The following is a 12,371-nucleotide window of genomic DNA, read 5'->3' as shown; positions in this document are numbered from 1 at the left end:
GAGAACGGAGACATGCTGTGAGTGCCATGGCAAAGAAGGCCAAGAACTTCAAGAAGTCCAAGACCGGGCTGTACGTGTCGCTGGGCACCACCGCCTTCGGTGCGATCAGCGTCGCCAAGCAGGCCAAGCTGGCCCGCGAGGACGGTGACCTCCTGCGGCTCGTCGACGCCGCCGTTTCCGCCGCCGCCATCGTCACCGGTCTGGCCATCCTCTACCGCGAGCTGAAGCGGCTCGGCGACGACGACGTTCTGCTGGGCTGAGAGGGAAAGTTTCATCGTGACCGTCACTGAACTGGTGTCGTACGAGGACGCCCTCGCGTCCTACGACCCCGTCATGGGCCTGGAGGTCCATGTCGAGCTCGGCACCAAGACCAAGATGTTCTGCGGGTGCTCCACGGAGCTGGGCGCCGAGCCCAACTCGCAGACCTGTCCCACCTGCCTCGGCATGCCCGGCTCCCTGCCGGTCGTCAACGCGACCGCCGTCGAGTCGGCCGTCAAGATCGGCCTCGCGCTGCACTGCGAGATCGCCGAGTGGTGCCGCTTCGCCCGGAAGAACTACTTCTATCCGGACATGCCGAAGAACTTCCAGACCTCCCAGTACGACGAGCCGATCGCCTTCAACGGCTATCTGGACGTCCAGCTGGAGGACGGCGAGGTCTTCCGCGTCGAGATCGAGCGCGCGCACATGGAGGAGGACACCGGCAAGTCGACGCACGTCGGCGGTGCCACGGGCCGTATCCACGGCGCGTCCCACTCCCTGCTCGACTACAACCGCGCCGGCATTCCGCTGATCGAGATCGTCACCAAGCCGATCGTCGGCGCCGGTGAACGCGCTCCCGAGGTCGCCAAGGCGTACGTCGGCGAGCTGCGCGAGCTCATCAGGGCGCTGGACGTCTCCGAGGCGCGCATGGAGATGGGCCAGATGCGGTGCGACGTGAACCTCTCGCTGATGCCGAAGGGTTCGTCCGCGTTCGGTACGCGCTCCGAGACGAAGAACGTCAACTCGCTGCGCAGCGTCGAGCGTGCGGCCCGGTACGAGATCCAGCGGCACGCCGCGGTGCTCTCGTCCGGCGGCACGATCGTCCAGGAGACCCGCCACTTCCACGAGGACGACGGCTCCACCACGTCGGGCCGTGTGAAGGAGGAGGCGGAGGACTACCGCTACTTCCCCGAGCCGGACCTCGTGCCGGTGGCCCCGGCCCGCGAGTGGGTCGAGGAACTGCGTGCCGGGCTCCCCGAGCTGCCGCGCGTGCGCCGCAACCGGCTGCGCGAGGAGTGGGGCATCTCCGAGCACGACATGCAGTCCATCCTCAACGCGGGCGCGGTCGACCTGATCGTCGCCACGACCGACGCGGGCGCCGACGCGGCCGCGGCGCGCAAGTGGTGGATGGGCGAGCTGGCGCGCAACGCCAACGAGCAGGGTGTGGACCTGTCCGCGCTCCCCATCACGCCGGCGCAGGTCGCCCGCGTGACGGCGCTGGTCGCGGCCGGTGACCTCAACGACAAGCTGGCCCGCCAGGTCATCGAGGGCGTCCTCGCCGGCGAGGGCGACCCGGACCAGGTCGTCGAGAAGCGCGGTCTGAAGGTCGTCTCGGACGAGGGCGCGCTCGGCGCGGCCGTCGACGAGGCGATCGCGGGCAACGCGGCGATCGCGGACAAGATCCGCGGCGGCAAGGTCGCGGCGGTGGGCGCGCTGGTGGGCGCGGTCATGAAGACGACCCGCGGCCAGGCGGACGCGGCGCGCGTCAAGGAGCTGATCCTGGAGAAGCTGGGCGTCGAGGGCTGACGCACCTGTCCGGTCGGAGGGCGGCACGCACGACGTGCCGCCCTCCCCGCACGTCCGGAGCCAACCCGCGGCGCGGGCCCGGCCGTGGGCCGGGTCCGGCGGCGAGCCACCTGTGCCCCGGTGGCCGTGGCACCGTCCTGGGCCCCGGTGGGAGCCGTGCCGCACGGGTGAGCGGCCGGGCCGGGCCGTGACCCATGATTGCGCGCCGCGTTGCTCACGGCATGACCACCGCACACCGCGTACTCGCCGCCCTCGCCCTCGCCACCGGCGCCTCCGCGCTCGCCGCACCCGCCGCGAGCGCCGCTCCCCTCGACGGCCCGACGTCCCTCTCGGTGATGGACGAGCTCGACGCCCTCTCCACCGAATCGGTCGCACCCGAGCACCGCGAGGAGCTGCCCGCCCCCTCCGAGCAGCTCACCGGGCTCAACCGCCTCGCCGGCGTGCCGAACGACCTCCAGCCGCTGACGGGCCGGCTCGACCCGGCCAGCGGGCTTCTCGGCGCCTGAGGGCAGCGGGGAGCGTCAGTGACGTATACCGAGGCCGGGCAGCCACATCTCGCCACGGTCCTTGCAACTGACGTCCCGGGCCCGCAGCTCCTCCGGCTCCGTCGTGCCGCGGGCCCGCAGCTCGGCCACCACCAAGTGGGCGAGCGCGGCCGCGTGTTCCCGCTCCGGTTCGGTGAACTCCGTCTGCCACCAGCCCCGGTCGCGTGACTGCCAGCCGCGGGCCAGCATCAGGTGGGCCCGCTCCTCGCCGTCCTCCCCGTCGCGGTCGTCGACCGACGCGTACAGCCCGTCCTCGATGCTGTACGACACGAGGATCCGGCGGCCGCGGTCGGCGGAGCTCGTCACGCAGAAGCTGGCCCAGTCGGTGCCCACCTGCACGGGCAGCTGCTCCACCCATGCCGCGAGGAGCAGTTCGAGCCCGGTCCGGAAGTGCTCCAGGGTCGGGGCGAGCCGGCCGCCGGGCCGCGCGAGGGGGCTCTCGCCCGGGCCGCTGCGGTCCAACTGCCATACATACGGCAGGACGTCGGGCCCGTGCGGCTCGTCGCCCGACCAGGCCCCGCCCCACTCGAAGGCGCGGTGCTCCTCGTCCTCCAGGGCCTCCGTCTCGTAAACCGACAGCCCCACCTGCCGGTGGTCACCCGCCAGGAGCACCAGCCGGTGGCCGTCCCGCCAGCGTACGCTGGGCCCCTGTGACGACCCGCCGTAGAGCGTCGGCTGACCTATCCGGGCCGTGATCGCCTCGTACACCCCGCGGAACGCCTCGCGGCGCTCGGCGAGCAGGGCGCCGGGGCCGTGCACGAGCACCGGGACGGGGGCGCGGCCCAGATGAGGGCCGGGCGCGTCGTGGAGCATGCGGGCGAACTCCGCCGCGTCCGCGGGCGTCAGTGCCGTCTGATCGATCCCCCTGTAGTCCATGTCGGCCATGGTGCCAGGGCCCAACGACAATTCCGGCGGTCTTGCCGACCGAGGCCGATTTTTGCCGCAGGCCGGTCCCCGGGCACCTGGGCGGTTCCTCTCGGGCCCGGTCCCGCTGGCCGGATCTCGCTTGGACTCCCGGCGCGGCTTCTTGGACATTCACCACAGGGTCGTCACCAGGCCTTCTCCTCGACATCCCCTCTCACTACCGTCCCGGCCGTAACCATTCAATGGATCGCAGCAGAACCATTGGTCGTCGACGAAGAGGTCGGGCATGTCACCGGAAATCTCACGCAGAAGGATGCTCGCGCTCGGGGGAGGAGTCGTCGGCACCGCCGCCGTCGGCTCGTTGCTGCCGCCGTCCCTCCAGGCCGCACTGGCCGCCGAACCGCCCACGGGCGGCCTGCGCGCTGTGAAGCACGTGGTGATCCTGATGCAGGAGAACCGTTCCTTCGACCATTACTTCGGCACCCTGCGCGGCGTTCGCGGCTTCGGTGACCGCAACGCCGTCCAACTGCCCTCCGGCAAGGCGGTCTTCGAGCAGCCGGGACCGAAGGGCTCGGTCCTGCCCTTCCCCGTCCGCGACGCGGCCGAGGCCCAGAAGAAGGACCTCCAGTACATCGGCGACCTCGACCACTCGTGGACCGGTGGCGCGAAGGCCTGGCGGAGCGGCTGGATGGACGGCTGGATCACGGCCAAGACGGCGGCCACCATGGCGTACTACGACCGCCGCGACCTGCCGCTGCACTACGAACTCGCGGACACGTTCACCATCTGCGACGCCTACCACTCCTCCACCCACACCTCGACGAGCCCCAACCGCAACCACCTGTGGAGCGGCTGGACCGGTTACGAGGCCGACGGCCGCCGCGCCGTGACGAACGCCGCGTACGCCGAGGGCACCCACCCCGGCTACCCGTGGCCTACGTACGCGGAACGGCTGGAGAAGGCGGGCCGCACCTGGAAGACGTACACGGAGTGGGAGAACTTCACCGACAACAACATCGAGTTCTTCACCACGTTCAAGAGGATCGCGCGCAAGGCGCTGGCGAAGGCCGGCGACTTCACGTACATGGAGGCCTTCTACGCGAAGGTGCGCGGGACCGCGGACGCCGCCGAGCGCGACCGGCTGCTCGCCGCGCTCGAGGACGGCGTCAAGACCCTCACCGACGCCGAGCGCTCCCTCTTCGAGCGCGGCCTGCGCCGGGTGGAGACGGGCCGGCTCGCCGACGCCTTCCGGGCCGACGTCGCCGCGGGCACGCTGCCCGAGGTCTCCTACCTCGTGCCGTCCGCCGTCGACTCCGAGCACCCCGGTTCGTCCTCGCCGATCGCCTCCGCGTCGCTCGTCTACAAGGTGCTCGACGCGCTCGCCTCGCACCCCGAGGTGTGGCGGCACACCGTCCTCCTGATCAACTACGACGAGAACGACGGATTCTTCGACCATGTCCCGCCGCCCGTGCCGCCGGCCGACAACACCGAGGAGCGCTGGCAGGGGCTGCCCACGGGTCTCGGCATCCGGGTGCCGATGCTCGTCGTCTCGCCCTGGTCGGTCGGCGGCTACGTCTGCTCCGAGGTCTTCGACCACACCTCGGTGATCAGGCTGCTGGAGAAGTGGACCGGCATCGAGGAGCCCAACATCACGCGCTGGCGGCGCACGGTCACCGGCGACCTCACCTCGGCGTTCGACTTCGGGCGCGGCAGGCCGCAGCCGGAGGTCGAGCAGCCGGGACCGGTCCCGCCCTTCACGGGGCGCTGGCGTCCGGTGCCGCCGGCGGAGCAGCACATGCCGGTCCAGGAGCCCGGCACCCGCCCGGCCCGCCCGCTGCCCTACCAGCCCGACGCGCACGGGACGGCGGACGGCGAGACGGTCACGGTGGCGCTGCGCAACACCGGGCGCGCGAGCGCGCACTTCGCGCTCTACCCGTACGCCGGCGAGTTCGACGTCCCGCAGCACACGGACGTGAAGGGTGAGGCGCAGTGGAGCGTGCCCCTCACCGGCGGCCACTACCGCTTCACCGTCACCGGCCCCAACGGCTTCCGTCGGGAGTTCGCCGGGCGGGCCCGGGGAGCCGCCGAGGTCACCTCGCACATCGACCACCACGACCGCGATGTGCACCTCACGCTCCGCAACCACGGCAGCGAGCCCGTCACCTTCACCGTCCGCCCGCTCGGTTACGTCGACGAGGCCGACCTGCGCACGTGGACCCGCAGCGTCACGGTCAAGGCGGGCCGCAGCCGCACGGTGGTGCACTCCGCCGCCGACGCGCACGGCTGGTACGACATCGAGGTGACCGCCGACGGCGACGAGGGCTTCCGCCGCAGGCTGATGGGTCACATAGAGAACGGGCGCGCCAGCGTCTCCGGCTGACCCACGCGGCCTCGGGCCGCCCCTCGCGCGGTACGCGGAGGCGGCACGCGGATGCGGTGCGCGGAAGTGGGAAGGGAAGATCATCCCGCTTCCGCGCACCTGTGTGAGCAACGCCACGAAACGGGCAAAGGATCACGATTGCCTGCGAGAGTATTCCTCGCAGATCATGAGTTCTTTGCGGGCTGTTCCCGGTCAAAGATTCACGAACGGGAGCAGGTCGGTGTCAGCTATCGCCCGGTGGTGCGTCGGGCACCGACTCGTCGTCGTCCTGCTCTGGCTCCTCGCCCTCGGGGGCACCGCAACGGGCGCGACCATCGCGGGGTCCGCGTACTCCAACGACTACGACGTCCCGGGCACGGAGTCCGGCCGCGCCGCCGACCTGCTGGAGGAGGGCTTCCACGGCCGCGTCGGTGACACCGACACCGTCGTGTGGCACACCGAGGAAGGCAGCGTCCGCTCCCCGGCCGTCGAGCAGCGCGTGTCCGCGATGCTCGACCGCGTCGCCGGCCTCGACGGCATAGCCTCCGTCACCGGCCCCTACGGCAGCCGGGGCGTGGCACAGATCAGCGCCGACGGGCGCACCGCGTACGCCGTCGTCACCTTCGACGCACAGGCCGACGACATCCCCGAGTCCCAGGCGCGCGCACTCGTCGACACCGCGAAGGCGGCCGAGGAGGGCGACCTGCGGGTGGAGCTCGGCGGCGGCGCCGTCGCCCTGACCGAGGCGCCCGGCGGCCACACCGCCGAGATCGTCGGCGTGGCCGTCGCCGCCGTGGTCCTCCTGCTCGCGTTCGGCTCACTCGCCGCCAGCCTGCTCCCCATCGCCACCGCGCTCGTCTCGGTCGGGACCGCGTACGCGGGCATCGTGCTCCTCGGCCACGTGATGTCGGTGGCCGACTTCGCGCCCATGCTCGGCCTGCTCATCGGCCTCGGCGTCGGTATCGACTACGCGCTGTTCATCGTCACCAGACACCGCAAGGGCCTCAAAAGAGGGCTCCCGGTCGCCGAGGCGGCGCGCGAGGCCGTTGCCACCACCGGCCGTGCCGTCGTCTTCGCCGGAGCCACCGTCTGCATCGCCCTGCTCGGCATGCTGACACTGCGCCTGGGCTTCCTCACCGGTGTCGCGATCGCCGCGTCCCTGACCGTCGTCCTCACCGTCGCCGCGGCGGTGACCCTGCTGCCCGCCCTGCTCTCGTTCATCGGAACGCGCGCCCTGAGCCGCCGCGAGCGCCGCCGGCTCGCCAGGCGGGGCCCCCGGCCCGAACTGCCCACCGGCCTCGCCTCCCGCTGGTCCGCGTTCGTCGAACGCCACCCCAAGCTGCTGGGCGCCGTCGCCGCCGTCGTGATGCTCGTGCTCGCCCTGCCGACCCTCTCGCTCCGCCTCGGCACCTCGGACCAGGGCAACGGTCCTGCGACGGCCACCACACGCCAGGCGTACGACCTGCTCGCCGACGGCTTCGGGCCGGGCGTCAACGGGCCCCTCACCGTCGTCGCCTCCCTCGACGGCGCCGACGACGAACTCGCCATGGACCGGCTGGCCCAGACCCTGCGCGCCACCGACGGCATCGCGTCCGCCGGCCCCGTCGCGTACAACGGCAGCGGCGACACCGCGCTCCTCACCCTCGTGCCGGACACCTCGCCGCAGTCCCGGGAGACCAGCGAACTCGTCGACCGGCTGCGCGACGACATCCTCCCGGCCGCCGAACAGGGCAGCTCCCTGACGGCCCACGTCGGCGGAGTGACCGCGAGCTACGACGACTTCGCGGAGATCATCATCGGCAAGCTGCCCCTGTTCGTCGGCGTCGTCATCGCACTCGGCTGCCTGCTCCTGCTGCTCGCCTTCCGCTCCCTCGGCATCCCGCTCAAGGCCGCCGCGATGAACGTCGCCGCCGTCGCCTCCGCCTTCGGCGTCGTCGTCGCGATCTTCCAATGGGGCTGGGGCAGCGAACTGCTCGGCCTCGGCAGCGCCGGCCCGATCGAGCCGTTCCTTCCCGTGATCATGGTGTCGGTGCTCTTCGGGCTCTCCATGGACTACCAGGTGTTCCTGGTCAGCCGGATGTACGAGGAGTGGCTGGAGACCGGGGACAACCGGCGCGCCGTACGGGTCGGCCTCGCCGAGACCAGCCGCGTCATCAACTCCGCTGCCGTGATCATGATCTCGGTCTTCCTCGCCTTCGTCCTCAGCGGCGACCGCGTCATCGCGATGTTCGGCATCGGCCTCGCCGCCGCCGTCGCCCTGGACGCCTTCGTCCTGCGCACCCTGCTCGTCCCCGCCCTCATGCACATGCTCGGCGGGGCGAACTGGTGGCTGCCCCGCTGGATGGACCGCCGGCTGCCGCGCATCAGCATCGAAAAGCCGGAGTGCCGCGACGCCGCGCGTGCGAAGATCCCCGTGCAGCGCACGGGCGATCAAGGCGAACTCGTGCCCTAATCCCCGAGGAGCACAGTGTTCGCGGTAAGCCTGGGCGATGACGGAGCCGAACTGCGCCCCCTGGAGCCGTGGCAGGCCGAGGAGTTCTTCGCGCACATAGAACGGGGCCGCGAGTTCATCGGCCGGTACGTCGGACTGCCCGACGCCGCTGCGGACCCGGCATCCGCCCGCGCGTTCCTCCAGTCCTACGCGGACAAGGCGGCGGCCGACGCCGGGCGCATCTACGGCATCTGGCTGGACGGCACCCTCGTCGGCGGCGTGCTCTTCCGCACCTTCGACCTGGCCATGGGCAGTTGCGAGGCGGGCTGCTGGCTGGAGCCGTCGGCGGCGGGCCGCGGGCTCGTCACCCGCGCGGTGCGGGTGATCATCGACTGGGCGGTCGAGCAGCGCGGCATGCACCGCGTCGAATGGCAGGTCTCCTCCGCCAACAAGCCCAGCATCGCCGTCGCCCAGCGGCTGGGGATGACCGACGAGGGCGTGCTGCGCGAGAGTTACGCCTACCGCGGCGCCCGGCACGACATGGAGACCTGGTCGATCCTGGCGCCGGAATGGCGTGAGCGGCGGGCTTCCGCCGCGTAGCGGCCGAGCGGCCTTCCGGCGGGCCTCGTGAGGGCGGTCCGCCCCGTCCCGCGCCACGGCCCGCCCTGCCTCGTGCCACGCCGTGTGACCCCGACCCGCCCCGTCCCGCGCCACGCCGAGTGATGCCGAGCCCCGTGGCGCCGCAAAAGCGCTGGCCGCCGCAGACGGCCGACTGCTCCAATGCGCGCATGGATCACACAGCCGTGCTCGCGCTCTTCGACCGCCAGATGCGCCGCCGTACCACCACGCCCGGTGCCGCCGGGCCCCTGACCGAACGCTCCGGCCGCGTCGTCCGGCAGGTCGGTGCCGGCGGCGACTGGAGCGGCGTCCTCTGGTCGGACCTGACGGCGGACACCGCGGACGCCGAGATCGCGGAACAGGTGCGGTACTTCGCCGGGCGCGGCCTCGCCTTCGAATGGAAGCTCTACAGCCACGACGCACCGCGCGACCTCGCCGGCCGGCTCCTCGCGGCCGGCTTCAGGCCCGAGCCCGAGGAGACTCTGCTCGTCGCCGAGACGTCCGGGCTGCCCGCCGTCCCCGAACTGCCGGACGGCGTACGGCTGGAGGCGGTCACCGGACCCGCGGGCGTCGAGCTGACGATGCGGGTCCACGACAGGGCGTTCGGCACGGACGGCACCCGGCTGCGGCAGCAGCTCCTCGCCCAGCTCGCCCAGACGCCGGACACGGTCCTCATGACCGTCGCGATGGCGGGCGACCTGCCGGTGTGCGCGGCCCGGATCGAGTTCACGCCCGGCACCGACTTCGCCGGTCTGTGGGGCGGCGGGACCCACCCCGAGTGGCGCGGCCGCGGCATCTACCGTGCCCTGGTCGCCCACCGGGCCGCGGTCGCGGCGCGCCGGGGCGTCCGGTACCTGCAGGTCGACGCGTCCGACGACAGCCGCCCCATCCTCGAACGCCTCGGCTTCGCCGCCCTGGCGACGACGACGCCGTACGTGTACGAGCCGTAGGCCCCGGCTGCTGCGGGGTGCTCGGCGGCCGGGCCCGGGGGTACCTCAGACACGCCCGCCGCGCCGCCGCTCACGTCGAGGGCAACGGCAGAAGCCGTGAACCACCCACTCCGGGCGGGGGTGAAGCGGCGGCCATGGCGCACCGCCTGTGGCGGGTCACGGGTCCGGGTCTTCCGGGCGGGACGGAGCCTCGTCGGCAGGGGACAGCGGTTCCTGCGGAACCCGGATCGTGACGCGCCCCGACGCCAGGTCTATGGGGCCGCTGCCCGGGTCGCTGTCCCCGACGTCGGCCCGGGTCAGCGCCAGGCGCTGCCGCTCCTCGTCGGTATGTCTGCGGCCCGGGGCGAAGAACTCGTCGAAGGTGTGGAACACGGACCGGCCGCCTCCTATCCCACCTCCAGCCGGAGGATCCTGTCGTCACCCGGCTCGGGTGTGCCCCGGGTGTCCGTCTCGCTGGTGACCAGCCAGACCTGGTTCCCGCCTGCCGACAGCACAGTGCGCAGACGGCCGTACTCCTCCTCGAGGAACGGCTGGGGCTCGGCGGAAGGTTCCGCGCCGGACAGGGGGATCCGCCACAGCCGCTCGCCCCGCAGACCGGCCATCCAGATCGACCCCTCGGCATAGGCGATACCGCTCGGCGAGGCGTCCGCCGTCCGCCACTGCGCCACCGGGTCGACGAAGCCCGCCTTGCCCGCCTTGCCCTCCGCCGCGGGCCAGCCGTAGTTCTTCCCCGGCTCGACCAGATTGAGCTCGTCCCAGGTGTTCTGCCCGAACTCGGCCGCCCACAGCCGCTTCTCGGAGTCCCAGGCGAGGCCCTGCACATTGCGGTGCCCGTACGAGTAGACGACCGAGTCGGCCTCCGGATTGCCGTGGACCGGCTGACCGTCCGGGGTCATCCGCAGGATCTTGCCGCCCAGCGACTCCTTGTCCTGCGCGAGACCCGTCTCACCCGTCTCGCCCGTGCCCGCGTAGAGCATCTTGTCCGGGCCGAAGGCGATCCGCCCGCCGTTGTGGATGACCCCCTTGGGGATGCCGCGGAGCACCGTGTCCGGCGCGCCCAGCTGCTGGCCGGGGGGCTTCCGCTCGTCGTACAGCATGCGGGCGATGCGGTTGTCGGACGCGGTGGTGAAGTACGCGTAGACCTGCTGGTCCGAGGCGAACGAGGGGGAGACCGCGAGGCCCAGCAGACCGCCCTCCCCACCGGGGGCGACGCCCGGCACGGAACCGATCTCGGTCTGCTTGCCCCCGTCCGCCGACACGCGGGTGATCGTGCCCTCGTCGCGCGAGGCCACCAGCAGATCCCCGCCGGGCAGGGCCGCCACGCCCCAAGGGGACTGCAGCCCTTCCGTCAGGGTCGAGACCACCTTCACCGAACCCTTCGCCGGAGGCCCGGAGGGGGCGGGGGAGGCGCTGGGCGAGCCGCCGGTGGGGGAGGCGGTCCGGTCCGACGACGGCCCGGCACTGCCCGCCGGATGCCTCCCGTCGCCGGAGGAGCACCCTGCCGTGAGAAAGAGCACGGCGGCGGCCACGACGGCCGTCAATGCAGGACGGTGCACGGTGGTGATCCCTTCGACGGCTGCTTGCGCTGCCCGGCGAGCCGGGTGAACTGCCTGACTACTGTTCTTACACCGCGGCCCGCCCGGAGGTTCCCGATCTTCCCCAGAACATTCGCCAGAACGTTCGGCCGTACGTTCGCGCGACCCGGCACGGAAGCGGCCGGGCATCCCCTGACGCCCCCGCCCCGCCCGGACCGGCCGCGCCGCCTCCCGCATCCCGTCCTCAGTCCCAGGACCCCTGCGCCGGCGGGAGCGACGCGATCTCGGTGAGGTCCCGCGGCGTCAGCTCCAGATCCGCGGCGCCCGCGTTCTCCACCGCCCACTCGGGCCGCTTCGTCCCCGGCAGCGGCACCACGTGCCGCCCCTGCCCGAGCACCCATGCCAGCGCCACCCGCGCCGGCGTCGTCCCCGGCCCGTGCCGCTCCGCGATCCGCCGCAGCCCCGCCACCACCGGCTGGTTGGCGGCCATCATCTCCGCCGTGAACCGCGGATGGCGCGCCCGCACGTCGTCCGCCTCGAAGCCCTGCCCGGGCGTCAGCGTCCCCGTGAGGAACCCGTTCCCCAGCGGCATCGCCGCCAGGAACCCGATCCCGCGCGCCTCGCACCACGGCAGCAGCCGCTCCAGCGCCTCCGGCGACCACACCGAGAGCTCCGCCTCCACCGCACTCACCGGGAACACCTGCTGGACCCGCTCCAGCTGCCGGATCGTTTGCGCATGCACGTCCGCGCCGGAGCGCCGTCCGGCGCGCGCTCCGACGGCACACAGCCCGAGCGCCCGCACCTTGCCCGCCGTCACCAGCTCGGCCATCGCGCCCCAGGTCTCCTCGACGGGCACCTCGGGGTCGGCCCGGTGCAGCTGGTAGAGGTCGATCACATCGGTCTGCAGGCGGCGCAGCGACGCGTCGCAGGCGCGCTTCACGTACCCGGGGCGGCCGTTGGCGACGATGTGCTGGTCCCCGACGAGGAGCCCCGCCTTGGTCGACACGAAGGCCTCCGCGCGCCGCTCCTTCAGCGCCCTGCCGATCAGCAGTTCGTTGGTGAACGGGCCGTACATGTCGGCGGTGTCGAGCAGGGTCGAACCGGCGTCCAGCGCGGCGTGGACGGCGCGCAGCGAGCGCTCCCCGCGTTGCTCGGAGCTCGTGTAGGCCCAGCTCATCGGCATGCAGCCGAGCCCGACGGCGCCCACTTCGAGGGCCGCCGCACCGATTGTCCTGCGCTCCAACTCCCCGTACCTTCCCGTCGGGCCCCCTGGCCGTCGTCAAA

Annotated in this window: 11 protein-coding genes; 7 read left to right on the top strand and 4 right to left on the bottom strand. The window is 72.3% G+C overall.

Annotated elements, in window-relative coordinates; all coding sequences use genetic code 11:
• Nucleotides 1-26: 26 nt before the first annotated feature.
• The 3 genes from QFZ82_RS12865 to QFZ82_RS12855 all read left to right on the top strand — a co-directional run bounded on the left by QFZ82_RS12865 (nt 27) and on the right by QFZ82_RS12855 (nt 2,291).
• Nucleotides 27-260, top strand: coding sequence for a hypothetical protein (locus tag QFZ82_RS12865; protein ID WP_215185071.1), 234 nt, complete (start codon nt 27-29; stop codon nt 258-260).
• 16 nt (nt 261-276) lie between these two features.
• Entirely contained in the window at nt 277-1,785 is a 1,509-nt protein-coding gene (gatB, locus tag QFZ82_RS12860) for an Asp-tRNA(Asn)/Glu-tRNA(Gln) amidotransferase subunit GatB (protein WP_307713297.1), read from the top strand.
• Between the two features lie 221 nt (nt 1,786-2,006).
• Nucleotides 2,007-2,291 carry a hypothetical protein gene (locus tag QFZ82_RS12855; protein WP_307713296.1) on the top strand — a complete coding sequence of 95 codons (285 nt, stop codon included), beginning with the start codon at nt 2,007-2,009 and terminating at the stop codon, nt 2,289-2,291.
• A gap of 15 nt (nt 2,292-2,306) precedes the next feature.
• Here QFZ82_RS12855 and QFZ82_RS12850 read toward each other — a convergent pair whose 3' ends face one another.
• On the bottom strand, nt 2,307-3,206 hold the full coding sequence (locus QFZ82_RS12850; protein ID WP_307713295.1) for a hypothetical protein: 900 nt from the start codon (nt 3,204-3,206) through the stop codon (nt 2,307-2,309).
• 274 nt (nt 3,207-3,480) lie between these two features.
• On the opposite strand from QFZ82_RS12850, the gene QFZ82_RS12845 reads away from it, so the two are divergent.
• The 4 genes from QFZ82_RS12845 (at nt 3,481) to QFZ82_RS12830 (ending at nt 9,552) form a co-directional block, all read left to right on the top strand.
• Nucleotides 3,481-5,574: a phosphocholine-specific phospholipase C gene (locus tag QFZ82_RS12845; protein WP_307713294.1), complete on the top strand. Its 2,094-nt coding sequence runs from the start codon at nt 3,481-3,483 to the stop codon at nt 5,572-5,574.
• 220 nt (nt 5,575-5,794) lie between these two features.
• Complete coding sequence (locus QFZ82_RS12840) at nt 5,795-8,005, top strand: MMPL family transporter (RefSeq protein WP_307713293.1); 2,211 nt, start codon at nt 5,795-5,797, stop codon at nt 8,003-8,005.
• Nucleotides 8,006-8,020: 15 nt separating this feature from the next.
• Nucleotides 8,021-8,584 (top strand): GNAT family N-acetyltransferase, encoded by a 564-nt coding sequence (locus QFZ82_RS12835; protein WP_307713292.1) that lies wholly within the window; start codon nt 8,021-8,023, stop codon nt 8,582-8,584.
• A 188-nt stretch (nt 8,585-8,772) separates the two neighbouring features.
• The gene (locus QFZ82_RS12830; protein ID WP_307713291.1) at nt 8,773-9,552 is read left to right on the top strand and encodes a GNAT family N-acetyltransferase; all 780 of its coding nucleotides are present in this window, start codon (nt 8,773-8,775) and stop codon (nt 9,550-9,552) included.
• A gap of 156 nt (nt 9,553-9,708) precedes the next feature.
• Here QFZ82_RS12830 and QFZ82_RS12825 read toward each other — a convergent pair whose 3' ends face one another.
• The 3 genes from QFZ82_RS12825 to QFZ82_RS12815 all read right to left on the bottom strand — a co-directional run bounded on the left by QFZ82_RS12825 (nt 9,709) and on the right by QFZ82_RS12815 (nt 12,330).
• A complete protein-coding gene (locus QFZ82_RS12825) occupies nt 9,709-9,924 on the bottom strand; it encodes a DUF6191 domain-containing protein (RefSeq protein ID WP_307713290.1) in 216 nt (71 codons plus the stop codon).
• A gap of 14 nt (nt 9,925-9,938) precedes the next feature.
• A complete protein-coding gene (locus QFZ82_RS12820) occupies nt 9,939-11,093 on the bottom strand; it encodes a sorbosone dehydrogenase family protein (RefSeq protein ID WP_307717704.1) in 1,155 nt (384 codons plus the stop codon).
• 238 nt (nt 11,094-11,331) lie between these two features.
• Complete coding sequence (locus tag QFZ82_RS12815) at nt 11,332-12,330, bottom strand: aldo/keto reductase (RefSeq protein WP_307713289.1); 999 nt, start codon at nt 12,328-12,330, stop codon at nt 11,332-11,334.
• Nucleotides 12,331-12,371 lie beyond the last annotated feature (41 nt).

This window comes from Streptomyces sp. V4I23 (genome assembly GCF_030817975.1).
Lineage (GTDB): Bacteria > Actinomycetota > Actinomycetes > Streptomycetales > Streptomycetaceae > Streptomyces.
Note: the sequence above shows the minus strand (reverse complement) of the source record. Positions and strands in the feature narration are given on the sequence as shown.